Here is a 23,263-nt window from a genome sequence, read left to right as displayed (position 1 = left end):
GGTAAAAAAAGCCTGTACCATTGCCGGTTTCGAAATTGCCACCAGACCACCTGTTTCAAGGCCCTGAATGTCTGATCTCTCCGCACACACCCCGATGATGCAGCAATACTGGAAGCTGAAAAACCAGCACCCAGACCAGCTGATGTTCTACCGCATGGGCGACTTCTACGAAATCTTCTACGAAGATGCGAAGAAAGGCGCGAAACTGCTGGACATCACCCTGACCGCGCGCGGTCAGTCGGCGGGCCAGTCGATCCCCATGTGCGGGATTCCGTTCCACTCGCTGGAAGGCTACCTGGCCAAACTGGTCAAGCTCGGTGAGTCGGTGGTGATCTGCGAGCAGATCGGCGACCCGGCCACCAGCAAGGGCCCGGTCGAGCGCCAGGTGGTGCGTATCATCACGCCAGGTACGGTCAGCGACGAGGCGCTGCTCGACGAGCGCCGCGACAACCTGATCGCCGCCCTGCTGGGTGACGAACGCCTGTTCGGCCTCGCGGTGCTGGACATCACCAGCGGCAGCTTCACCGTGCAGGAGATCAAGGGCTGGGAAAACCTGCTCGCCGAACTCGAGCGCATCAACCCGGTGGAACTGCTGATTCCCGACGACTGGCCACAGGGCCTGCCAGCAGAGAAACGCCCTGGAGCGCGACGTCGGGCGCCGTGGGACTTCGATCGTGACTCGGCGCGCAAGAGTCTGTGCCAACAGTTCGTAACCCAGGACCTCAAAGGCTTCGGCTGCGACAAACTGACCCTGGCCATCGGCGCCGCCGGCTGCCTGCTGACCTACGCCAAGGAAACCCAGCGCACCAGCCTGCCGCACCTGCGCAGCCTGCGCCATGAGCGCATGGACGACACGGTGATTCTCGACGGCGCGAGCCGTCGCAACCTCGAGCTGGACATCAACCTGGCCGGCGGCCGCGACAATACGCTGCAGTCAGTCATCGACCGCTGCCAGACTGCCATGGCCAGTCGCCTGCTGAGCCGCTGGCTGAACCGCCCGCTGCGCGACCTGAAAGTGCTGCAGGCACGTCAGGATTCGATTCGCTGCTTCCTCGACGGCTACCGTTTCGAGAAGCTGCAGCCGCAGCTCAAGGAAATCGGTGATATCGAGCGGATTCTCGCCCGTATCGGCCTGCGTAACGCTCGCCCACGTGATCTGGCGCGCCTGCGCGATGCCCTTGGCGCCCTGCCCGAACTGCAGAACGCCATGGCCGAGCTCGAAGCGCCCCACCTGGCCCGCCTGGCGGCCATCACCGGCACCTACCCGGAGCTGGCCAGCCTTCTGGAGCGAGCAATCATCGACAACCCACCTGCGGTGATCCGCGACGGTGGCGTGCTCAAGACCGGGTACGACAGCGAACTCGACGAACTGCTGGCCATGAGCGAGAACGCCGGTCAGTTCCTGATCGACCTCGAAGCCCGTGAAAAAGCCCGTACCGGGCTTGCCAACCTCAAGGTTGGCTACAACCGTGTGCACGGCTATTTCATCGAGTTGCCAACCAAACAGGCCGAGCAAGCGCCGGGCGACTACATCCGCCGCCAGACGCTCAAGGGCGCCGAGCGCTTCATCACGCCTGAACTCAAAGCGTTCGAAGACAAGGCGTTGTCGGCCAAGAGTCGCGCCCTGGCCCGGGAGAAAATGCTCTACGACGCGCTGCTCGAGACCTTGATCAGCCACCTTGCGCCGTTGCAGGACAGCGCTGCGGCCCTGGCCGAGCTGGACGTGCTGAGCAACCTCGCCGAGCGTGCCCTGACCTTGGACCTGAACTGCCCAAGCTTCGTCGACGAGCCGTGCCTGCGTATCGAGCAGGGCCGCCATCCGGTGGTCGAGCAGGTGCTGACCACGCCGTTCGTGGCCAACGACCTGGGCCTGGACAACAGCACCCGCATGCTGATCATTACCGGCCCGAACATGGGCGGTAAATCTACCTACATGCGCCAGACTGCGTTGATCGTACTGATGGCGCATATCGGCAGCTTCGTGCCTGCAGCGCGCTGTGAGCTGTCGCTGGTGGACCGCATCTTCACCCGCATCGGTTCCAGCGACGACCTGGCCGGCGGCCGCTCGACCTTCATGGTAGAGATGAGCGAAACCGCGAACATCCTGCACAATGCCACCGATCGCAGCCTGGTGCTGATGGACGAGGTCGGCCGCGGCACCAGTACCTTCGACGGCCTGTCGCTGGCCTGGGCCGCCGCCGAACGTCTCGCACAGTTGCGCGCCTACACCCTGTTCGCCACCCACTACTTCGAGTTGACCGTACTGCCGGAGAGCGAGCCACTGGTGGCCAACGTGCACCTGAACGCCACCGAGCACAACGAGCGCATCGTGTTCCTGCACCATGTGCTGCCAGGCCCTGCCAGCCAGAGTTATGGCCTGGCGGTGGCGCAACTGGCGGGTGTGCCGTCGCAAGTCATCCTGCGCGCCCGTGAGCACCTCGGCCGCCTGGAAAAGGCCAGCCTGCCCCACGAGGCGCCGGTGACCAAGGCCAAGGGCGAACCGCAGGTGCCACACCAGAGCGACCTGTTCGCCAGCCTGCCACACCCGGCCATCGAGAAGCTGGGCAAGCTGGCGTTGGACGACATGACACCGCGTCAAGCTATCGAAATGCTATATCAACTGAAGAACCTGTTATAACGGCCAGCCGCGCAAGCTGGTAGAATCCGCCGCGGTTTGCCGGAGCTGCAGGTTATTAGCCTGGCCTGCAGCCAACGTGAACCGCGCTGCCCTGGAAGGAAGGGCACGCTGCCGTCGCCTGAGGAGAAAATTAGAAATGACCTTCGTCGTCACCGACAACTGCATCAAATGCAAGTACACCGACTGCGTGGAAGTCTGTCCGGTGGACTGCTTCTACGAAGGCCCGAACTTCCTGGTCATTCACCCGGACGAGTGCATCGACTGTGCGCTGTGCGAGCCTGAGTGCCCGGCACAGGCCATTTTCTCGGAGGACGAAGTGCCTGCGGGGATGGAGAACTTCCTCGAGCTCAACGCCGAGCTGGCTGAGATCTGGCCGAACATCACCGAGCGTAAGGATGCCCTGCCGGACGCTGAAGAGTGGGATGGCAAGCCAGGCAAGATCGCTGATCTGGAGCGCTGACCGCTGCAGCGACAAAAAAGGCCCGCAAGGGCCTTTTTTGTGCCTGGCATTCGGGCTCATGCAAGCCCGGGCGAGGAGAAATCGTAGGCAAAAAAAAGGGGCGGTTTGACCCGCCCACATTTTTTCCGTAGTCCCTGCTTGTCCCATTCATCATCCTGATGAATCGCATCCTGCGATGTCCTTGGCGATCATCCTTGAAAGCCTGTGCCAGTCCGTCGGCACACTTCAGATACTAGCGATTTCCCCAGCGGGAGCAACCTACGCACCTAACAAGATGCTACAGCAGACACACTTACAAACATCTAAAAAAACCAATAATTTCAATGCCTTAAGAAAACATCATTACTGAAAAAGGCAATTGTTTACTCTTGTTGGTAGCGAAGGCTTACACCACGAGTAAGCGATCTCTTACACGCTAAGCAACAACGCTAGCAGGTTGAACTATTTCCCAGGCCATAAAAAATGCCCCGAGGTCGTCGGGGCATTCTGTATTGCGCATTCCGGCTTACTGGAACAGCGACTCGCTGGACAGGCCGTTCTTCTCCAGAATCTCACGCAGACGCTTGAGCCCTTCCACCTGAATTTGCCGTACCCGCTCACGGGTAAGGCCAATCTCCAAGCCAACATCCTCAAGCGTACTGCTCTCATGACCACGCAGGCCGAAGCGGCGAATCACCACCTCCCGCTGCTTGTCGGTCAGCTCGCCCAACCACTGGTCGATGCTCTGGGACAAGTCGTCGTCCTGCAGCAATTCACACGGATCGGTGGGGCGATCATCGGTAAGGGTGTCGAGCAGCGTCTTGTCCGAATCCGGGCCCAAGGATACGTCGACGGAGGAGACACGCTCGTTGAGCCCAAGCATGCGCTTGACCTCAGCTACCGGTTTTTCCAGCAGCCCGGCAATTTCTTCCGGGGACGGCTCATGGTCGAGCTTCTGGGTGAGCTCACGCGCGGCGCGCAGGTAGACGTTGAGCTCCTTGACCACGTGGATCGGCAGGCGAATGGTGCGGGTCTGGTTCATGATCGCCCGCTCGATGGTCTGGCGGATCCACCAGGTCGCATAGGTCGAGAAACGGAAGCCGCGCTCCGGGTCGAACTTCTCCACGGCACGAATCAGCCCCAGGTTGCCCTCCTCGATCAGATCGAGCAGCGACAGGCCACGATTGACGTAGCGGCGGGCGATCTTCACGACCAGGCGCAGGTTGCTCTCGATCATGCGTTTGCGGCCGGCCGGGTCGCCCTTCTGCGACAGGCGCGCGAAGTGCACTTCCTCTTCCGGGGAAAGCAGTGGCGAGAAACCGATTTCGTTGAGGTACAGCTGCGTGGCGTCGAGCGCACGGCTGTAGTCGATATACTTGTGCTGCTTGAGCGATGAGCCCGTTTTGGCCCTGGTCCGAACCGAAGGTACAGCAGGTTCGTCTGACACCACATCCGTTTCCAAAACGATACCTGTCTCCATCAGGAGGAGATCATCGTCGATGTCAAACTCCGGCACTTCTTTGCTGAGAGCCATTGTTATAGTCCTTTGCTGAGTTCGAACCTCAGACTCTAGCGTCGCCTGATTCCCTGGCAGCGCTAAAGCCTGTCCCCTTTACGTCTTCAGGAACAGGCTGGTGCAACAATCAACGGCGTGGCAGGAACTGGAGTGGGTCGACGGGTTTGCCCTGGCGGCGAATCTCGAAGTGCAGCTTCACCCGATCAGTGCCCGTAGACCCCATTTCTGCGATCGTCTGCCCTGCCTTGACCTGCTGCCCCTCCCGAACCATAAGCCTGCGGTTGTGGCCGTAGGCACTGACGTAGGTATCATTGTGCTTGATGATGATGAGTTCGCCGTAGCCCCTCAAGCCACTCCCGGCGTAAACCACCGCACCATCAGATGCAGCAAAAACAGGCTGTCCCAAATCTCCGGCGATATCAATGCCTTTATTCAAACTACCGTTTGAAGCGAATTTTCCAATCAACACGCCGTTCGCCGGCCAAGTCCAACCCCCGACCGCGCGCTCTGCGGCCGGCACCTGGATGACGGTCGGAGCGGTCGTGGCAGGGGGAGGCGTTGCCGACTTGTCGCTATTTGTTGCTGGAGCGGTCTGCGTACCAACCGGGCGGCGAATGACCGTGGTTCTGCTCGATGACGAGGGACCGGACGACACTACAGTGGTGGTGCCCCCAGCGCCGCTGCTGAAACGAATCGGCTGGCCTGGGCGGATGGTGTAGGGCGGCGCGATGCCATTGCGCGCGGCCAGCTCCTTGTAGTCCCAGCCGTAGCGGAAGGCGATGGAGAACAGGGTATCACCGGGTTTGACCACATACTGCCCCGAGGTCACGGTCGGACGCTTGGGAGCCGCGTTGTTGCGATCGACCACCCGAGCGCCACTGGAGCCGGTGCTGGAGCATCCCGCCAGCAAGGTTCCCATGGCCAGCGCAATCACCAGAAGCTTGAAACCCGACCGATCCTTGCGCTGCCGAATGATTGTGTGCCCCACCCGCGCTCCCCTCATGGTGCCGAAATCTGGATATGACGATATGCAATATTGTTTCAATTATAACCGAGCCCGACCCGCTTGGGTGGCCCGTACGGGCTTGTCTATCTGGCGGGGTTCGCCTCACCCCGCCAGATAGACAAGCCCGTGGCGCAAGAATTCGCTATCAGCGCACATATTCCGTCGGCCCTCAGGCCAGCGGCCCGTTGAGCAGCGGTACGAAGCGTACGGCGCCCAGCACCCGGCGCGAGAAACCCTGCTCCTCACGAACGATCAGCAACAGTTGCTGTGCTTCGCCCGCCGCCCCTACCGGAATCACCATGCGTCCGCCGGGTGCCAACTGATCGAGCAAGGCCTGGGGGACTTCCGGCGCCACCGCGGTGACGATGATGCCGTTGTAAGGCGCCAGCGCCGGCCAGCCTTCGCAACCGTCGCCCCAACGAAACACCACGTTACGCAGGTTGAGCTCGATCAGACGCTCCTTGGCACGATCCTGCAGCACCTTGATCCGCTCGACCGAAAACACACGCTCGACCAACTGCGCCAGGATGGCCGTCTGGTAACCAGAACCGGTGCCGATTTCCAGCACCTTGTCCAGCGGGCCGGCCTCCAGCAGCAGTTCGCTCATGTGCGCAACCATGAATGGCTGGGAAATCGTCTGGTTATGGCCGATCGGCAGCGCAGTATCTTCATACGCCCGATGGGCCAGGGCTTCATCGACGAACAGGTGGCGAGGGGTGCGGCGAATGGTCTCGAGCACCTTGCTGTTCGACACGCCCTCTTCATACAAGCGTTGGATCAGGCGCTCCCGGGTACGCTGGGAGGTCATGCCGATGCCGCCACGGCGCTGCAGATCATCCTGTTCGCGCATCAAAGCAGCCCCTCCAGCCAGCCATCGAGGCGCTCGAAGGCATCGTTGAAGGTGCGATCCAGTTGCAGCGGCGTGATCGATACATAGCCTTGCATCACTGCATGGAAGTCAGTGCCCGGGCCGCCGTCCTCGGCGTCACCGGCCACAGCGATCCAGTACCCTTCCTTGCCACGCGGATTGACGACCTTGGTCGGTGCGGCCGCACGTGCCCGGTGCCCCAGGCGGGTGAGGCGTATTCCGCGGATATGCTCCAGCGGCAGGTTGGGGATGTTGACGTTGAGCACGGTACGCGCCGGCAGTTCCAGACGCGACTGCGCCTCGACGAGGCGCCGGGCGATATGGGCGGCGGTCGGCAGGTTGTCCGGCAGGCGCGACAGCAATGAGAACGCCAGGGAAGTACCGCCGAGAAAGCGGCCTTCCAATGCAGCGGCGACCGTGCCGGAGTACAGCACGTCGTCACCCAGGTTGGCGCCCAGGTTGATTCCGGAGACGACCATATCGGGCGTTTCCGGCAACAGGCCGTTGAGCCCCAGGTGCACGCAATCGGTGGGCGTGCCGTTGAGGCTGATGAAACCGTTGGCCAGCACCTGCGGGTGCAGGGGCCGGTCGAGCGTCAGCGAACTGCTGGCGCCGCTCTTGTCTTGATCCGGGGCGATCACCACGCACTTGGCATAGTCCTGCAGCGCACCGTGAAGCGCAGCGAGGCCGGGGGCGGTAACACCGTCGTCGTTGGAAATCAGAATACGCATGGGCTTTCCGTCTGCCCTGCCGGCACCAGATCCACAAGTTCGCGCACCACCACGGTGGCGAAGCATCCGGCCGGAAGGACGAATTCCAGTTGCAGGATATCAGGCTCGGGATAATGCCACGTCAGCCGCCCAATAGGGAGCCGCAGGATGCGCCGTTCGTGATCCAGTCCTGCCCTGCCCAGCCATTGGCAGAGTGCAGGATGGCGTTCGCCGACCGCCGTTTCCAGCGCCGCGGTCCCGCCCGCGCTCGACGGAAGGCCCGCGCCCCACATGGGGCCGGTGGGATGGAGGTCGAGAATTGTCAGTCGAGGATCGGAGCATTCCTGCTCGCCAGCCGGAAAGAAGCTACGGCTATCCGTGAAGGCCAGAAGATCGCCAACCTGCGCCTGGTTCCAGCTTCCGTCAGCCACTCGCGCGGCCAGTACCTGGTTGAACAGGTAGCTGCGCCCCGCAGACAGCAGCCGCGAACGCACATTGCGCTGCTCCGGCAGTGCCTCTCGGGCCGCCCAGTCGAGCGCATCGTGCACGTTCCCGCCGGCATGGCCGAAGCGCTGGGCACCGAAATAGTTCGGTACGCCCTGCACCTTGAGCTGTTCCAGACGGGCGTCCAGCGCCTGGTGATCGGCGCTCAGGCCCGTCAGTCGCAGGGTGAAGCCATTGGCCGAATGTGCGCCACGCTGCAGCTTGCGCTGGTGACGCACCTGTTTGAGCACGCGCAGGCTGTCGTCTTCGGCACGGGACAGGTCAGGATCGGCCTTGCCTGGCAGGTGCAGGCTGAACCACTGCCGGGTCAGGGCCTGACGGTCCTTCAGGCCGGCATAACTGATAGCACGAACCGGCACACCGGCCGCGCGCGCCAGGCGTCGGGCAGCTTCCTCGGTGTTCAGGTCGCGCTTCTCGACCCACAGCCACAGGTGTTCGCCTTGACCGGACAGGGGGATGTCGAGCACTTCATCGACCTGAAAATCATCGGCGACGGCCTTGAGCACGGCGCGGCCAAGGGCCTCGCCGCTGGCGCGCGGGCCCAACAGTTCCAGTTCGGTCATGCTGGCAGCAGCAGGGCGACCGCATGCACGGCGATGCCCTCCTCCCGACCAGTGAAGCCAAGCTTCTCCTCGGTGGTCGCCTTGACGTTGACCTGGTCGAGCTCGACCTGCAGGTCCTCGGCGATGAAACGACGCATGGTGTCGATGTGCGGCGCCATCTTCGGGGCCTGGGCGACGATGGTGGCGTCGACGTTGCCCACCTTCCAGCCCTTGGCCTGCACGACGGCCACCACATGACGCAGTAGCACGCGGCTGTCGGCGCCCTTGAACTGTGGATCGGTATCAGGGAAATGCTTGCCGATATCGCCCAGCGCTGCTGCGCCAAGCAAGGCATCGCTCAGGGCGTGCAGCAGCACATCACCATCGGAATGGGCCAGCAGGCCGTATTTGTGGGGAATACGCACCCCGCCCAAGGTAATGAAATCACCGTCGGCGAAACGGTGCACATCGTAGCCGTGGCCAATACGCATAGAAAAACGCCCTGATTGAGTCAGGGCGTGATTCTACCTGCTTTGGCCGCTATTGGGGCCGCTCCTGCAACACTACACCCGCCCCAGCGCCACCGCGTGATGGCGCAGGTGCTCATCGATGAAGCTGGCAATGAAGTAGTAGCTATGGTCATACCCTGGCTGCAACCTCAGGGTCAGTTCATGCCCACCTTTGCGCGCCGCCTGCTCCAACGCCGCAGGCTTGAGCTGCTTGTCGAGGAAGTCGTCGCGATCGCCCTGGTCGACCAGCAGCGGCGGACACTGGCCAGCCGGGGTTTCGGCCAGCAGCACGCTGGCATCCCACTCACGCCAGCGCGCGCGGTCCTCACCCAGGTAGCGGGAGAAGGCTTTTTCACCCCACGGGCAATCCATCGGGTTGCTGATCGGCGAGAACGCAGACACCGATCGATAGCGCCCCGGGTTGCGCAGGGCACAGACCAGCGCCCCATGCCCGCCCATCGAATGACCACTGATACTACGCTGATCGGACGCAGGGAAATGCGCCTCGATCAGCGCCGGTAGCTCCTGCACCACGTAGTCGTGCATGCGGTAATGCTGGGCCCAGGGCTGCTGGGTGGCGTTGAGGTAGAAGCCAGCGCCGAGCCCGAAATCCCAGGCGCCGTCCGGGTCCCCGGGCACCTGCTCGCCACGCGGGCTGGTGTCGGGCGCGACGATGATCAGGCCAAGCTCGGCGGCCAGGCGCTGGGCGCCGGCCTTCTGCATGAAGTTCTCGTCGGTGCAGGTCAGGCCGCTGAGCCAGTACAGCACCGGCAGTTTCTCGCCCTGCTCGGCTTGCGGTGGCAGGTAGACAGCGAACACCATGTCGCAGCCGAGCACCTTGGAGTGATGCTTGTAGCGCTTGTGCCAGCCGCCGAAGCTCTTCTGGCAGGAGATGTTGTCCAGGCTCATGGCAGGCCTCAGAAGTGGATCACGCTGCGGATGCTTTTGCCTTCATGCATCAGATCGAAGGCCTTGTTGATGTCCTCCAGCCCCATGGTGTGGGTGATGAAGGTGTCCAGCGGGATCTCGCCCTTCTCGGACATTTCCACGTAGCTTGGCAGCTCGCTGCGGCCACGCACGCCGCCGAAGGCCGAACCGCGCCAGACCCGGCCGGTGACCAACTGGAACGGACGGGTGGCGATTTCCTGGCCGGCGCCGGCCACACCGATGATCACCGACTCACCCCAGCCCTTGTGGCAGCACTCGAGCGCCGCACGCATCAGTTGGACATTGCCGATGCACTCGAAGGAGAAGTCCACGCCGCCATCGGTGAGGTCGACGATCACTTCCTGGATCGGGCGATCGTAGTCCTTCGGGTTGATGCAGTCGGTAGCCCCCAACTGGCGGGCGATCTCGAACTTGGCCGGGTTGATGTCGATGGCGATGATACGCGAGGCCTTGGCCTTCACCGCGCCGATCACCGCCGACAGACCAATACCGCCCAGGCCGAAAATGGCCACGGTGTCACCCGGTTTGACCTTGGCGGTGTTGAGTACCGCACCGATACCGGTGGTCACGCCGCAACCAAGCAGGCAGACCTTCTCCAGCGGCGCTTCCTTCTGGATCTTGGCCACGGAGATTTCCGGCAGGACGGTGTACTCGGAGAAGGTCGAAGTGCCCATGTAGTGGAACAACTGCTGCCCTTTGTAGCTGAAGCGCGTGGTGCCGTCAGGCATCAGGCCCTTGCCCTGGGTGGCGCGGATGGCCTGGCACAGGTTGGTCTTGCCCGACAGGCAGAACTTGCACTTGCCGCATTCCGGGGTGTACAGCGGGATCACATGATCACCAACGGCCAGCGAAGTGACCCCCTCACCCACCGCCTCGACGATTGCCCCTCCCTCGTGACCGAGGATCGACGGGAAGATGCCTTCCGGGTCCGCACCGGAGAGGGTGTAGGCATCGGTGTGGCAGACACCGCTGGCGACCACGCGCAGCAGTACCTCGCCCGCCTTGGGCATGGCCACGTCCACTTCGACGATTTCCAGGGGTTTCTTGGCCTCGAAGGCAACAGCGGCGCGGGACTTGATCATGGTGGTCTCCAAGCTAGGTATCAGTTAAGGCCACCAGTGTAATTCATGCTTTTTTGATGAATAATCCGAGCAAATGCAAAACATTATTGCCATGAAGGGATAATCAATGAGCAGTCGCTGGGAAGGAATCGACGAGTTCGTCGCCGTCGCCGAGTCGGGCCAGTTCACTGCGGCCGCCGAACGGCTGGGGGTTTCCTCATCGCATGTCAGCCGCCAGATCGCTCGCCTGGAGGAACGCCTGCAAACCCGCCTGCTGTACCGCAGCACTCGGCGTGTGACCCTGAGTGAAGCCGGGCAGACCTTCCTGCAGCACTGCCAGCGCCTGCAGGATGGCCGCGAAGAAGCGCTGCGCGCGATGGGGGACCTGGCCAGCGAACCCAAGGGCCTGCTGCGCATGACGTGCGCGGTGGCCTACGGCGAGCGTTTCATCGTGCCACTGGTGACACGCTTCATGGCGTTGTATCCACAGTTGCGCGTCGAGGTGGAGCTGAGCAACCGCACCCTGGACCTGCTGCACGAGGGCATGGACCTGGCCATTCGCCTGGGACGCCTCCAGGATTCACGCCTGGTGGCCACGCGCCTCGCACCGCGGCGCATGTACCTGTGCGCATCGCCGGCTTATCTGGAGCGTTACGGCAGACCGCACAGCCTGTCGGAACTGGCGCGGCACAATTGCCTGGTGGGCAGCTCGGACCTGTGGGTGTTGCAGCAGGATGGCCGCGAAATCAGCCAACGGGTACAAGGCAACTGGCGCTGCAACAGCGGCCAGGCGGTACTCGACGCGGCGCTGCAAGGAATGGGGTTGTGCCAGTTGCCGGATTACTACGTGCTCGAGCATCTGCATGCCGGGGCACTGGTGCCGCTGCTGGAGGCGCACCAGCCGCCGAACACCGCGGTGTGGGCGCTGTATCCACAGCAGCGGCATCTTTCACCGAAGGTGCGGCGGTTGGTCGACTACCTGAAGGATGGGTTGGCAGGATTGCCGGAGTATCAGCAAGGCTGAAGCGCTGCGCTTCTGCCGAAGGCCTCAGCGCCGCCCAGCCCAGCGCTGACGCAACCACTCCAGGTCTTCCGGCCGGGTCACCTTGATGTTGTCGCTACGCCCTTCGATCAGACGCGGCGCATGCCCGGCCCATTCGATGGCAGAGGACTCATCGGTCACCGCCACATCCGCCACCAGGCACTCGGCCAGTGCCCGGTGCAGCATGCCAAGCCGAAACATCTGCGGCGTGTAGGCCTGCCAAACAGTGCTGCGGTCCACCGTGGAGCTGACCCGGCCAGTCGCGTCGGCACGCTTGAGGGTATCGCGTGCAGGCACCGCCAGCAGCCCACCCACCGGATCGTCGGCCAGCTCCGACAGCAGTTTGTCCAGATCGCTACGCGTCAGGTTCGGCCGCGCAGCATCGTGCACCAGCACCCAGTCGTCGTCGGCCGCCCCTTGGGCGTGCAGCAGCAACAGGGCATTCAGTACCGAATCGGCACGCTCGCGCCCACCCGCTGCACGCTGGATGCGCGGATCGCTCGCACAGCGCAAGCCAGGCCAGTAGGGATCGTCTTCGGCAACGCTGACCACCACGCCCTTGAGCGTGGGATGGTCGAGAAAACAGTCGAGGCTATGCTCGAGGATGGTCTGCCGGCCCAGTTGCAGATACTGCTTGGGGCGGTCGGCAGCCATGCGGGCACCAATGCCCGCGGCAGGAATCACGGCCCAGAAGGCCGGCTGTTCTTGGATCATTTCTGTGGCAACTGGTAGAGGGTTTCGCCCTCCTTGACCATTCCCAGTTCATGACGAGCCCGTTCTTCCACGGTCTCCATACCTTTCTTCAACTCCAGGACTTCAGCGTCGAGCACGCGATTGCGTTCCAGCAGCCGTTCGTTTTCGGCATGCTGGTCGGCGATCTGCTGTTGCAGCTCGGCCACTTGCGCCAGGCTGCCATTACCGACCCAGAGGCGATATTGCAGGCCTCCGAGCAACAACAGCAGGACGAGGAACAACCAATAGGGACTGCGCATGAAGATATCCAGGGTAAAAGGCCGCCGCAGCGAGCTTCCGATAGCACGAAGCCTGGCCGAGGCCAGGCTTCGTCGACAGAAACCCGTTTGAAGGCGCTGAACACTCAGTAAGAATGTTCAGACAGCCCCGGCTGCTGCCTTTTTACCATCTCTTGCTCAGCCGCGAAACTCGGCACGGCCACGGTAGACGGCCTTGGCACCCAGCTGCTCTTCGATACGCAGCAGTTGGTTGTACTTCGAGACGCGGTCGGAACGGCACAGCGAACCGGTCTTGATCTGGCCTGCGGCGGTACCGACAGCCAGGTCGGCGATGGTCGAATCTTCGGTTTCACCGGAACGGTGCGAAATGACCGCAGTATAACCAGCGGCCTTGGCCATCTGGATGGCTTCCAGGGTTTCGGTCAGCGAGCCGATCTGGTTGAACTTGATCAGGATCGAGTTGCCGATGCCTTTCTCGATGCCTTCCTTGAGGATCTTGGTGTTGGTCACGAACAGATCGTCACCGACCAGCTGTACCTTGGCACCGATCTTGTCGGTCAGGATCTTCCAGCCAGCCCAGTCGGACTCGTCCAGGCCGTCTTCGATCGAGATGATCGGGAAGCGCTCGGTCAGGCCTTTCAGGTAGTCGGCAAAACCTTCGGCATCGAACGACTTGCCTTCGCCGGACAGGTTGTACTTGCCGTCTTCGTAGAACTCGGAAGCCGCGCAGTCCAGGGCCAGGGTGACGTCGGTGCCCAGCTTGTAGCCGGCTTTCTCGACCGCTTCGGCGATGGCCGCCAGGGCATCTTCGTTGGAGGCCAGGTTCGGGGCGAAGCCACCTTCGTCACCCACGGCAGTGTTCAGGCCGCGGGCCTTCAGAACAGCCTTGAGGTGGTGGAAGATCTCGGTGCCCATGCGCAGGCCGTCGGAGAAGGTCTTGGCGCCTACCGGCTGGACCATGAACTCCTGGATGTCGACGTTGTTATCGGCGTGCTCGCCGCCGTTGATGATGTTCATCATCGGCACCGGCATCGAGTACTGGCCAGGGGTGCCGTTGAGGTTGGCGATGTGCGCGTACAGCGGCAGGTCCTGGTCCTGGGCAGCGGCCTTGGCAGCAGCCAGGGACACAGCGAGGATGGCGTTGGCGCCCAGCTTGGCCTTGTTCTCGGTACCGTCCAGTTCGATCATGGCGCGGTCGAGTGCTTTCTGGTCGGAAGGATCCTTGCCCAGCAGCAGGTCACGGATCGGACCATTGATGTTGCCGACGGCCTTCAGCACGCCCTTGCCCAGGTAACGGCTCTTGTCGCCATCACGCAGCTCCAGCGCTTCGCGCGAGCCAGTGGAAGCACCAGACGGCGCGCAAGCGCTGCCAATGATGCCGTTGTCGAGCAGCACATCGGCTTCCACGGTGGGGTTGCCACGCGAATCGAGAACTTCACGACCTTTGATGTCGACGATCTTTGCCATTGTTGTAAGCACTCCAGAATTGACGAAAACAACGCAGCTTTGGGAATTCTTGCCGTTCACCAGGCGACATGGCACGGGCAGGCCTGGCGAAGGGAGCCCCTGACCGGCAGGCCAGGGGGTGGAACGGGCGGTACTTTACCCGAGAAATGAGCTTTACGCGGTCTCTACCGTCGGAAAACTTTTCACCAGATCGTCCAGTTGCTTGAGCTGCGCCAGGAACGGTTCCAGCTTGTCCAGGCGCAGGGCGCACGGGCCATCGCACTTGGCGTTGTCCGGGTCCGGGTGAGCCTCGAGGAACAGGCCAGCCAGGCCCTGGCTCATGCCCGCCTTGGCCAGGTCGGTGACCTGGGCACGGCGACCACCAGCGGAGTCGGCACGGCCGCCAGGCGTCTGCAGCGAGTGGGTGACGTCGAAGAACACCGGGTACTCGAACTGCTTCATGATGCCGAAGCCGAGCATGTCGACCACCAGGTTGTTGTAGCCGAAGCTCGAACCGCGCTCGCAGAGAATGAGCTGGTCGTTACCGGCCTCGACGCACTTGGCGAGGATGTGCTTCATCTCGTGCGGGGCGAGGAACTGGGCCTTCTTGATGTTGATCACCGCGCCGGTCCTGGCCATGGCCACCACCAGGTCGGTCTGGCGCGAGAGAAACGCCGGCAGCTGGATGATGTCGCAGACCTTGGCCACCGGCTCGCACTGGTAAGGCTCGTGCACATCGGTGATCACCGGTACGTTGAAGGTACGCTTGATCTCCTCGAAGATCTTCAGCCCCTCTTCCATGCCCGGACCGCGGTACGAAGCGACCGACGAACGGTTGGCCTTGTCGAAGCTGGCCTTGAACACGTACGGGATGCCGAGTTTCTCGGTCACCCGCACGTACTCCTCGCAGACCTTCAGGGCCAGGTCACGGGACTCCAGGACGTTCATGCCGCCGAACAGGACGAACGGCTTGTCGTTGGCGATCTCGATGTTACCGACGCGAATGATCTTCTGGGTCATGGATCAGGCCTTGTTCTTCTGTGCCAGGGCTGCCTTGACGAAACCGCTGAACAGCGGGTGGCCGTCACGAGGCGTGGAGGTGAACTCCGGGTGGAACTGGCAGGCGACGAACCATGGGTGATCCTTCGACTCGACCACTTCGACCAGCGCGCCATCTTCGGAACGACCCGAAACCACCAGGCCGGCGTCGATCAGTTGCGGCAGCAGGTTGTTGTTCACTTCGTAGCGGTGACGGTGACGCTCGGTGATCACGTCGCTGCCGTAGCAGTCGTGAACCTTGGAGCCGGCGATCAGCTGGCAGTCCTGCGCGCCCAGGCGCATGGTGCCGCCCAGGTCGGAAGCTTCGGTACGGGTTTCGACGGCACCGGTGGCATCGGACCATTCGGTGATCAGGCCGACCACCGGGTGGCCGCTGTTGCGGTCGAACTCGGTGGAGTTGGCGTCTTTCCAGCCCATGACGTTACGGGCGAATTCGATCACCGCGACCTGCATGCCCAGGCAGATGCCCAGGTATGGAACCTTGTTCTCACGGGCGAACTGCACAGCCTTGATCTTGCCTTCCACGCCGCGCAGACCGAAGCCGCCCGGCACCAGGATGGCGTCGGCGCCTTCGAGCAGGCCGGTGCCCTGGTTCTCGATGTCTTCGGAATCGATGTAGCGCAGGTTGACCTTGGTGCGGTTGGTGATGCCGGCGTGGCTCATCGCTTCGATCAGCGACTTGTACGCATCCAGCAGCTCCATGTACTTGCCGACCATGGCGATGGTGACTTCATGCTCGGGGTTGAGCTTGGCATCGACGACCTTGTCCCACTCGGACAGGTCGGCGCCATTGCACTGCAGGCCGAAGCGCTCGACGACGAAGTCGTCCAGGCCCTGTGCGTGCAGCACGCCCGGGATCTTGTAGATGGTGTCGACGTCTTCCAGCGAAATCACCGCACGCTCTTCGACGTTGGTGAACAGGGCGATCTTGCGGCGCGACGAGGCATCGACCGGGTGGTCGGAGCGGCAGATCAGCACATCTGGCTGCAGGCCGATGGAGCGCAGCTCCTTGACCGAGTGCTGAGTAGGCTTGGTCTTGGTTTCACCAGCGGTGGCGATGTACGGCACCAGCGTCAGGTGCATCAGCATGGCGCGCTTGGAGCCTACTTCGACACGCAACTGACGGATGGCTTCGAGGAATGGCTGCGACTCGATGTCGCCCACAGTGCCGCCGATCTCGACCAGAGCCACGTCGGCATCGCCGGCGCCCTTGATGATGCGACGCTTGATCTCGTCGGTGATGTGCGGGATGACCTGGATGGTCGCCCCCAGGTAGTCGCCACGGCGCTCCTTGCGCAGCACGTGCTCGTAGATGCGGCCGGTGGTGAAGTTGTTGTTCTGGGTCATCGTGGTGCGGATGAACCGCTCGTAGTGGCCCAGGTCAAGGTCGGTCTCGGCACCGTCGTGGGTGACGAACACTTCACCGTGCTGGAACGGGCTCATGGTACCCGGATCGACGTTGATGTACGGGTCCAGCTTGAGCATGGTGACCTTGAGCCCCCGCGCTTCCAGGATGGCCGCCAGGGAAGCCGAGGCAATGCCTTTCCCCAATGAAGAAACAACACCGCCCGTGACGAATATGTAGCGCGTCATGAAAAACCCTAGAAGTCTGCGTTAAGGCGGCCAGCGCCGCCGGAGAAAGCGAAGGAAGGCCGAAGCCCCCGATCACCTGCGTCAATCACAGTGCATCTCGAACAACTGCCGCGTCTGTACAGACCGGGGGTATCCCCAGTGTGGAGCTCGCTCGTCATTTTAAGAATCAGCCCAGCAAAAAACTGCTTGGTAATCGGCAACTCCTGTGTTTTCGAGGAACCCACAGAAGCTGTATCAAGAAGGGAGGGTAGTCTACCGGAATGTACCCTTCAGCTCAAACCTTGCACGTTCGTCGGCGGCTGCCACTGCAACTGCCAACCTGCCGACCCTAGCTCCGGCAGGTTGGCCACCGCCAGCAGGCGCTCGCCCTGCCACAGCAGCGGCAGGCGATGACGGATGAAATGCGGCACGTGACACTCGTTGAGCAGGCGCTTGAGGTCGCGGTGGCCGCGCCCTGGAATATCGAGCACTTCGCCGCCCTGGCGATAGGCGACATGCAGGCCAGGTCCGGGAATGGCACCTACCACTTGCACGCTGCCATTGCCGGGTAGTGAGAGAGACTGGCTCGGGTCTGGCCAAGGCGCCCCACCCTGCGGCGCCTGCAGCCAATCGCCGCTCAACCACCACAACCGCCCATGACTGCGCTGCAGTTCACCATCGGTCAAGCGCCAGAGCGGCTGGGCATCGGCGGCGGCATCACGCAGGTTGTCCCAGCCGGCCCAATGACGGCTATCGGGTAGACGTGTACGACTGCTCAGCCAGTACTGCAAAGCGTTACGCTGGCGCGCCGGCGAAAGCGCCGCCAGCACCCCCAGGTCCAGCGAGTCCAGGCATTGCCAAGGCGCTATTGCGCCAGGGCTTGCGGCAGCGATGTCGGTGGCGGCGAGCTCGTCCAGCAGCGCCAGGGCCTCGCCCAGGTGCGCGGCGCTGCGCGCCAGGCTCTGGCTCGCTTGCGGCCAGCGCTGGTGCAGCAGCGGGAACACGTCGGCGCGCAGGAAATTGCGGGCGAAGCGGGTATCGGTGTTGGACGGGTCTTCGATCCATCTCAGCCCCGATGCCTGGGCATACCGCTGCAACTGATCCCGCGCCAGATCGAGCAACGGCCTGACCAGCCGCCCCTGCCCCAGCGGACGAGATGCGGGCATCGCCGCCAGACCGCGCAGGCCGGCACCACGCAACAGGCGAAACAGCAGGGTCTCGGCCTGGTCATCGCGGTGCTGGCCGGTGAACAGCACTTCGCCCGGCTGCAGAACCTCGGCGAACGCGTCGTATCGCGCCGTGCGGGCGGCTTGCTCGAGGCTGGCGCCTGAAGGCACCTCGACATGAATGACATCGAGCGCAATGCCCAGGCTGTCGCAGACATGGCGACAGTGATCCGGCCAAGCGTCGGCAGCGGCTTGCAGGCCATGGTGAATGTGCAGGGCACGCACCGGTGGACTGTCGTGTTGCCGGGCGTGACTGGCGAGGAGGTGCAGCAGGACAGTGGAGTCGAGGCCGCCGGAGAAGGCAATGTACCAGGTGGGGGCCTGCTGCCAGGGGAGCAGCTTGGGGGTGAGGTCAAGCATCAGGCCCTCACAGGACTTGGAATTGCCGGAGCCGCTCGCGCCCCATTCGCGGCACAAGGCCGCTCCCACAGGGAGATTGGGCTGGCCTTTAGATGTTGAACAAGACAGTTGCTCCCAAATAGCATCGTTGCTTTTGTGGGAGCGGGCTTGCCCGCGAACAGGGCGCAAAGCGCCCCTGCCAATCAGAGACCGTAGCTCATCAGGCGATCGTAGCGACGCTTGAGCAGAGTATCGTTGTCGAGCTTGCCCAGCATGTCGAGCTGCTCGAGCAGGTCGGCACGGATGCTGGCCGACATCTTGGCCGGATCGCGGTGAGCGCCGCCCAGTGGCTCGCTGATCACCTTGTCGACGATGTTCAGGCTCTTCAAGCGCTCAGCGGTGATGCCCATTGCTTCGGCAGCGTCCGGCGCCTTGTCGGAGGTCTTCCACAGGATCGAGGCGCAACCTTCCGGCGAGATCACCGAGTAGGTGGAGTATTGCAGCATGTTCAGTTGGTCGCACACACCGATGGCCAGTGCGCCGCCCGAACCACCTTCACCAATTACGGTGGCGATGATCGGGGTTTTCAGGCGCGCCATGACGCGCAGGTTCCAGGCGATGGCCTCACTCTGGTTGCGCTCTTCGGCGTCGATGCCCGGGTAGGCGCCTGGGGTATCGATGAAAGTCAGGATCGGCATCTTGAAGCGCTCGGCCATCTCCATCAGGCGGCAGGCCTTGCGGTAGCCTTCAGGACGCGGCATGCCGAAGTTGCGACGGACCTTCTCACGCACTTCGCGGCCCTTCTGGTGACCGATGACCATCACCGGCTTGCCGTCCAGGCGCGCGGTACCGCCAACGATCGCGGCGTCGTCGGAAAAATGACGGTCGCCGTGCAGTTCTTCGAACTCGGTGAAGATGTGATCGAGGTAGTCCAGCGTGTACGGACGACGCGGGTGGCGTGCCAGGCGGGCGATCTGCCAGCTGGTCAGGTTGCCGAAGATGCTTTCGGTCAGGGCACTGCTCTTGTCTTGCAGACGGGCAATTTCATCGCTGATGTTCAGCGAGTTGTCGTTACCAACCAGGCGCAGCTCTTCGATCTTGGCTTGCAGGTCGGCAATCGGCTGTTCGAAATCGAGAAAATTCGGGTTCATAGGCATCCGTCTTGGGTCTACGGCCAGGCGGCCGGCCGGTTGATCCGTTTGGCGCCATACCTTACGGGATCTGGCGCATTCAGGTCGAGATTAAAATTCGTCGTTTCAACGGTATTGCAGGAAGACGTTCTCACGTCCGAACTGGTCACGCAGCGCCTGAATCAGGCCATCGGCGGGATCGATCGACCACTCGTCGCCGAACTGCAGCATGGCCTTGGCATCGCTGCCGGTGTACTCCAGCGTGATCGGGCAACCGCCGCGATGACGGGTGATCAGCTCGCCCAGCCAGGCCAGGCGATCTCCCTTGAGTGCTTCGTGGGCGATCTTCAGGCGCAGGCTTTCGGCCAGCTTGGTGCGGGCATCCTCCATGGTCATCACCTGCTTGACGCGCAGGCGCAGGCCGCCGGAGAAGTCGTCGTTGCTGACCTCGCCTTCGACCACCACCATCGCGTCGGTCTGCAGCAGCGCCTGGGCCGCCATGAAGGCATCGGCGAACAGCGAGGCCTCGATACGACCGGAGCGATCGTCGAGGGTGACGAAGCCCATCTTGTCACCCTTCTTGTTCTTCATCACCCGCAGGGCAATGATCATCCCCGCGATGGTCTGAGTGTCGCGTGAAGGCTTGAGGTCAACGATGCGCTGGCGAGCGAAACGGCGGATCTCGGTTTCGTATTCATCGATTGGGTGACCGGTGAGATATAGCCCGAGGGTATCCTTTTCGCCTTTGAGGCGCTCCTTGAGCGTGAGCTCGCGGACCTTGTGGTGGTTGGCATAGACATCGGAATCCTCTTCGACGAACAGCCCACCGAACAGGTCGATATGGCCGCTGTCAGCGGTGCGAGCGGTCTGCTCGGCCGACTTGATCGCCTCTTCGAGCGCCGACAGCAACACCGCGCGGTTGCGGTCGATGTTGGCCTGGTAGGCCTTGATCTCGTCGTGGAAGTGCGGCCCCAACCGGTCCAACGCACCGCTGCGGATCAGGGCATCGAGGGTGCGCTTGTTGATGCGCTTGAGGTCGACGCGCTCGCAGAAGTCGAACAGGTCCTTGAACGGGCCGCCTTCGGCGCGCGCCTCGACGATCGCCTCCACCGGGCCTTCACCCACCCCCTTGATCGCACCCAGGCCATAGACGATACGACCGTCGTCGTTGACGGTGAACTTGAAGTCGGAGAAGTTCACGTCCGGCGCATCGAGGCGCAGCTTCATGCTGCGCACTTCCTCGACCAGCACCACCACCTTGTCGGTGTTGTGCATATCCGCCGACAATACCGCAGCCATGAACGGCGCCGGGTAGTGGGTCTTGAGCCAGGCGGTCTGGTACGAGACCAGGCCATAGGCTGCGGAGTGAGACTTGTTGAAGCCGTAACCGGCAAACTTCTCTACCAGGTCGAAGATGTTACCGGCAAGGTCTGCATCGATGTTATTGGCCACGCAACCTTCGATGAAACCGCCGCGTTGCTTGGCCATTTCCTCTGGCTTCTTCTTGCCCATGGCCCGACGCAGCATATCGGCGCCACCCAGGGTGTAGCCGGCCATCACCTGGGCGATCTGCATCACCTGTTCCTGATACAGGATGATGCCGTAGGTGGGGGCCAGTACCGGCTTGAGGCCTTCGTACTGGTAATCGGAGTGCGGATAGGCCAGCTCCGCGCGGCCGTGCTTGCGGTTGATGAAGTCGTCCACCATGCCCGACTGCAGCGGGCCGGGGCGGAACAACGCCACCAGTGCGATGAGGTCTTCCAGGCAGTCGGGCTTGAGCTTCTTGATCAGCTCTTTCATGCCGCGCGATTCAAGCTGGAACACCGCCGTGGTCTCGGCCTTCTGCAACAGCTCGTAGGTCTTGCGGTCGTCCAGCGGGATGAAGTCGATGTTGACGTCGGGCAGGTCTTTCTTTTTCTGCTCGCGGTTGATGATCTCCATCGCCCACTTGATGATCGTCAGCGTCCGCAAGCCGAGGAAGTCGAACTTCACCAGGCCCGCAGCCTCGACGTCGTCCTTGTCGAACTGAGTCACCAGGCCGCCGCCCTCTTCGTCACAGGCGATCGGCGAGAAATCGGTGAGTTTGGTCGGCGCGATCACCACACCACCGGCGTGCTTACCGGTACCGCGAGTGACCCCCTCGAGCTTGAGCGCCATGTCCCAGATCTCGCGAGCGTCTTCATCGCCCTTGAGGAAGTCGCGCAGGATCTCTTCCTGCTCGTAGGCCTTCTCCAGGGTCATGCCCACTTCGAACGGGATCATTTTCGACAAGCGGTCGGCCAGGCCGTAGGACTTGCCCTGCACACGCGCCACGTCACGCACCACCGCCTTCGCGGCCATGGTGCCGAAGGTGATGATCTGGCTGACCGCATTGCGCCCATAGGCCTCGGCCACGTAGTCGATCACCCGGTCGCGACCATCCATGCAGAAGTCGACGTCGAAGTCGGGCATGGAAATACGTTCGGGGTTGAGGAAGCGCTCGAACAGCAGGTCATAAGCCAGCGGGTCGAGGTCGGTGATCTTCAGCACGTAGGCCACCAACGAACCCGCCCCCGAACCCCGGCCCGGCCCCACCGGCACGTCGTTGTTCTTGGCCCACTTGATGAAGTCCATAACGATCAGGAAGTAACCGGGGAAGCCCATCTGGATGATGATATCCAGCTCGAACTTCAGGCGGTCCAGGTAGACCTGACGTTTCTCTTCGTAATTGGGCGTGGTCTCTTTCGGCCAGAGCACGGCCAGACGTTCTTCCAGGCCCTCGTGGGAGACGTGGCGCAGGTAATCGTCGATGCTCATGCCGTTGGGCGTCGGGAAATCGGGGAGGAAGTACTTGCCCAACTGCACCGTGATGTTGCAACGCTTGGCGATCTCGACAGTGTTGGCGATCGCGTCCGGCAGGTCGCTGAACAGCTCGGCCATCTCCTCGGCCGACTTCAGGTACTGCTGATCGCTGTAGCCGCGCGGGCGCCGCGGGTCGTCCAGGGTCCAGCCCTCGCCGATGCAGACGCGGGTCTCGTGGGCGTCGAAGTCGGTCTGTTTGATGAAGCGTACATCGTTGGTCGCCACCAGCGGCGCGCCGACCTTGTCGGCGAGGGCCACTGCAGCGTGCAGGTATTCTTCGTCGCCTGCGCGATTGGTGCGCTGCACTTCTACATAGAAGCGCTCCGGCAGCATCTGCATCCAGTCGCGTAGCAAGGCCTCGGCCTCGTCGCTGCGACCGGAGAGCAGCGCCATGCCGATATCGCCCTCGCGCGCCGCAGACAAGCCAATCAGGCCCTCGCTGGCGGGCGCGATCCATTCACGCTGGATGATCACCAGGCCGTTGCGCTGGCCTTCGGTCCAGCCCTTGGAGATCAACTCGGTGAGGTTGCGATAGCCCCGGGGGTTCATGGCCAGGAAGCAGATACGCGACAGCGGTGCCTCCGGATCGGCACCGGCCAGCCACAGGTCGGCGCCGCAGATCGGCTTGATCCCTGCGCCCATGGCGGTCTTGTAGAACTTCACCAGCGAGCACATGTTGCTCTGGTCGGTGATCGCCACCGCCGGCATGTTCATTCCGGCCAGGGCCTTGGCCAGCGGCTTGATCCGCACCAGACCATCGACCAGGGAGAACTCGGAGTGCACACGGAGGTGAACGAAGGAGACCGACATTGAAGATCCTGTGGCAATGCTGAACGACAAGGGCGGGATTGTAGCGTAATTAGCCGGAATGTTTTGGGGCCGCATAGCGGCCCCGA

19 protein-coding genes are annotated in these 23,263 nt (G+C 62.6%); 3 read left to right on the top strand and 16 right to left on the bottom strand.

Features of this window, described 5'->3' with window-relative positions; genetic code table 11:
* Nucleotides 1-67: 67 nt before the first annotated feature.
* Nucleotides 68-2,638, top strand: a complete 2,571-nt coding sequence (gene mutS / locus HU729_RS10650; RefSeq protein ID WP_186709887.1) for a DNA mismatch repair protein MutS — start codon at nucleotides 68-70, stop codon at nucleotides 2,636-2,638.
* Nucleotides 2,639-2,774: 136 nt separating this feature from the next.
* On the top strand, nucleotides 2,775-3,098 hold the full coding sequence (gene fdxA, locus HU729_RS10645) for a ferredoxin FdxA (RefSeq protein ID WP_012315871.1): 324 nt from the start codon (nucleotides 2,775-2,777) through the stop codon (nucleotides 3,096-3,098).
* Between the two features lie 505 nt (nucleotides 3,099-3,603).
* On the opposite strand, the gene rpoS is transcribed toward fdxA, so the two are convergent.
* The 8 genes from rpoS to HU729_RS10605 form a co-directional block, all read right to left on the bottom strand.
* On the bottom strand, nucleotides 3,604-4,611 hold the full coding sequence (gene rpoS, locus HU729_RS10640) for an RNA polymerase sigma factor RpoS (RefSeq protein WP_054891052.1): 1,008 nt from the start codon (nucleotides 4,609-4,611) through the stop codon (nucleotides 3,604-3,606).
* 109 nt (nucleotides 4,612-4,720) lie between these two features.
* A complete protein-coding gene (locus HU729_RS10635; protein ID WP_186667217.1) occupies nucleotides 4,721-5,581 on the bottom strand; it encodes a peptidoglycan DD-metalloendopeptidase family protein in 861 nt (286 codons plus the stop codon).
* Nucleotides 5,582-5,768: 187 nt separating this feature from the next.
* Entirely contained in the window at nucleotides 5,769-6,407 is a 639-nt protein-coding gene (locus HU729_RS10630; RefSeq protein WP_186667345.1) for a protein-L-isoaspartate(D-aspartate) O-methyltransferase, read from the bottom strand.
* Nucleotides 6,408-6,448: 41 nt separating this feature from the next.
* Nucleotides 6,449-7,198, bottom strand: coding sequence for a 5'/3'-nucleotidase SurE (gene surE / locus HU729_RS10625; RefSeq protein ID WP_186667218.1), 750 nt, complete (start codon nucleotides 7,196-7,198; stop codon nucleotides 6,449-6,451).
* Entirely contained in the window at nucleotides 7,186-8,244 is a 1,059-nt protein-coding gene (gene truD, locus HU729_RS10620) for a tRNA pseudouridine(13) synthase TruD (protein WP_186709883.1), read from the bottom strand. Before truD ends, surE begins: the two co-directional genes overlap by 13 nt.
* Nucleotides 8,241-8,714, bottom strand: coding sequence for a 2-C-methyl-D-erythritol 2,4-cyclodiphosphate synthase (ispF, locus tag HU729_RS10615; RefSeq protein WP_054891057.1), 474 nt, complete (start codon nucleotides 8,712-8,714; stop codon nucleotides 8,241-8,243). Before ispF ends, truD begins: the two co-directional genes overlap by 4 nt.
* A gap of 72 nt (nucleotides 8,715-8,786) precedes the next feature.
* Entirely contained in the window at nucleotides 8,787-9,641 is an 855-nt protein-coding gene (gene fghA, locus HU729_RS10610; protein ID WP_186667221.1) for an S-formylglutathione hydrolase, read from the bottom strand.
* A gap of 8 nt (nucleotides 9,642-9,649) precedes the next feature.
* Nucleotides 9,650-10,762 (bottom strand): S-(hydroxymethyl)glutathione dehydrogenase/class III alcohol dehydrogenase, encoded by a 1,113-nt coding sequence (locus tag HU729_RS10605; RefSeq protein WP_009686067.1) that lies wholly within the window; start codon nucleotides 10,760-10,762, stop codon nucleotides 9,650-9,652.
* A 106-nt stretch (nucleotides 10,763-10,868) separates the two neighbouring features.
* Between HU729_RS10605 and HU729_RS10600 the strand changes: the two genes are divergently transcribed.
* The gene (locus HU729_RS10600; RefSeq protein ID WP_186667222.1) at nucleotides 10,869-11,765 is read left to right on the top strand and encodes a LysR substrate-binding domain-containing protein; all 897 of its coding nucleotides are present in this window, start codon (nucleotides 10,869-10,871) and stop codon (nucleotides 11,763-11,765) included.
* 24 nt (nucleotides 11,766-11,789) lie between these two features.
* On the opposite strand, the gene ispD is transcribed toward HU729_RS10600, so the two are convergent.
* The 8 genes from ispD to dnaE form a co-directional block, all read right to left on the bottom strand.
* On the bottom strand, nucleotides 11,790-12,497 hold the full coding sequence (ispD, locus tag HU729_RS10595) for a 2-C-methyl-D-erythritol 4-phosphate cytidylyltransferase (RefSeq protein WP_186709882.1): 708 nt from the start codon (nucleotides 12,495-12,497) through the stop codon (nucleotides 11,790-11,792).
* Nucleotides 12,494-12,775, bottom strand: coding sequence for a cell division protein FtsB (gene ftsB, locus HU729_RS10590; protein ID WP_054891061.1), 282 nt, complete (start codon nucleotides 12,773-12,775; stop codon nucleotides 12,494-12,496). Before ftsB ends, ispD begins: the two co-directional genes overlap by 4 nt.
* A gap of 156 nt (nucleotides 12,776-12,931) precedes the next feature.
* Nucleotides 12,932-14,221 carry a phosphopyruvate hydratase gene (gene eno, locus HU729_RS10585; RefSeq protein ID WP_054891062.1) on the bottom strand — a complete coding sequence of 430 codons (1,290 nt, stop codon included), beginning with the start codon at nucleotides 14,219-14,221 and terminating at the stop codon, nucleotides 12,932-12,934.
* Nucleotides 14,222-14,374: 153 nt separating this feature from the next.
* Nucleotides 14,375-15,220 (bottom strand): 3-deoxy-8-phosphooctulonate synthase, encoded by an 846-nt coding sequence (kdsA, locus tag HU729_RS10580; protein ID WP_186667224.1) that lies wholly within the window; start codon nucleotides 15,218-15,220, stop codon nucleotides 14,375-14,377.
* A 3-nt stretch (nucleotides 15,221-15,223) separates the two neighbouring features.
* Nucleotides 15,224-16,852 carry a CTP synthase gene (locus HU729_RS10575; RefSeq protein ID WP_186667225.1) on the bottom strand — a complete coding sequence of 543 codons (1,629 nt, stop codon included), beginning with the start codon at nucleotides 16,850-16,852 and terminating at the stop codon, nucleotides 15,224-15,226.
* A gap of 269 nt (nucleotides 16,853-17,121) precedes the next feature.
* Nucleotides 17,122-18,417, bottom strand: coding sequence for a tRNA lysidine(34) synthetase TilS (gene tilS / locus HU729_RS10570; protein WP_186709881.1), 1,296 nt, complete (start codon nucleotides 18,415-18,417; stop codon nucleotides 17,122-17,124).
* Between the two features lie 182 nt (nucleotides 18,418-18,599).
* Nucleotides 18,600-19,547 (bottom strand): acetyl-CoA carboxylase carboxyl transferase subunit alpha, encoded by a 948-nt coding sequence (gene accA, locus HU729_RS10565; protein ID WP_186667227.1) that lies wholly within the window; start codon nucleotides 19,545-19,547, stop codon nucleotides 18,600-18,602.
* A gap of 105 nt (nucleotides 19,548-19,652) precedes the next feature.
* Entirely contained in the window at nucleotides 19,653-23,177 is a 3,525-nt protein-coding gene (gene dnaE / locus HU729_RS10560; protein ID WP_186709876.1) for a DNA polymerase III subunit alpha, read from the bottom strand.
* Nucleotides 23,178-23,263 lie beyond the last annotated feature (86 nt).

Source organism: Pseudomonas sp. RW10S2 (genome assembly GCF_014268985.1).
Classification (GTDB): Bacteria; Pseudomonadota; Gammaproteobacteria; order Pseudomonadales; family Pseudomonadaceae; genus Aquipseudomonas; species Aquipseudomonas wayambapalatensis.
The sequence above is the reverse complement of the archived record's forward strand: the minus strand, read 5'-3'. Positions and strand labels throughout refer to the sequence as shown.

Excerpts from the sequence above, each read along its gene's own strand:
- mutS (WP_186709887.1), top strand. The coding sequence starts at position 68 with ATGTCTGATCTCTCCGCACACACCCCGATGATGCAGCAATACTGGAAG.
- fdxA (WP_012315871.1), top strand. The coding sequence starts at position 2,775 with ATGACCTTCGTCGTCACCGACAACTGCATCAAATGCAAGTACACCGAC.
- rpoS (WP_054891052.1), bottom strand. The coding sequence starts at position 4,611 with ATGGCTCTCAGCAAAGAAGTGCCGGAGTTTGACATCGACGATGATCTC.
- HU729_RS10630 (WP_186667345.1), bottom strand. The coding sequence starts at position 6,407 with ATGACCTCCCAGCGTACCCGGGAGCGCCTGATCCAACGCTTGTATGAA.
- surE (WP_186667218.1), bottom strand. The coding sequence starts at position 7,198 with ATGCGTATTCTGATTTCCAACGACGACGGTGTTACCGCCCCCGGCCTC.
- truD (WP_186709883.1), bottom strand. The coding sequence starts at position 8,244 with ATGACCGAACTGGAACTGTTGGGCCCGCGCGCCAGCGGCGAGGCCCTT.
- ispF (WP_054891057.1), bottom strand. The coding sequence starts at position 8,714 with ATGCGTATTGGCCACGGCTACGATGTGCACCGTTTCGCCGACGGTGAT.
- fghA (WP_186667221.1), bottom strand. The coding sequence starts at position 9,641 with ATGAGCCTGGACAACATCTCCTGCCAGAAGAGCTTCGGCGGCTGGCAC.
- HU729_RS10605 (WP_009686067.1), bottom strand. The coding sequence starts at position 10,762 with ATGATCAAGTCCCGCGCCGCTGTTGCCTTCGAGGCCAAGAAACCCCTG.
- HU729_RS10600 (WP_186667222.1), top strand. The coding sequence starts at position 10,869 with ATGAGCAGTCGCTGGGAAGGAATCGACGAGTTCGTCGCCGTCGCCGAG.
- ispD (WP_186709882.1), bottom strand. The coding sequence starts at position 12,497 with ATGATCCAAGAACAGCCGGCCTTCTGGGCCGTGATTCCTGCCGCGGGC.
- ftsB (WP_054891061.1), bottom strand. The coding sequence starts at position 12,775 with ATGCGCAGTCCCTATTGGTTGTTCCTCGTCCTGCTGTTGTTGCTCGGA.
- eno (WP_054891062.1), bottom strand. The coding sequence starts at position 14,221 with ATGGCAAAGATCGTCGACATCAAAGGTCGTGAAGTTCTCGATTCGCGT.
- kdsA (WP_186667224.1), bottom strand. The coding sequence starts at position 15,220 with ATGACCCAGAAGATCATTCGCGTCGGTAACATCGAGATCGCCAACGAC.
- HU729_RS10575 (WP_186667225.1), bottom strand. The coding sequence starts at position 16,852 with ATGACGCGCTACATATTCGTCACGGGCGGTGTTGTTTCTTCATTGGGG.
- tilS (WP_186709881.1), bottom strand. The coding sequence starts at position 18,417 with ATGCTTGACCTCACCCCCAAGCTGCTCCCCTGGCAGCAGGCCCCCACC.
- accA (WP_186667227.1), bottom strand. The coding sequence starts at position 19,547 with ATGAACCCGAATTTTCTCGATTTCGAACAGCCGATTGCCGACCTGCAA.
- dnaE (WP_186709876.1), bottom strand. The coding sequence starts at position 23,177 with ATGTCGGTCTCCTTCGTTCACCTCCGTGTGCACTCCGAGTTCTCCCTG.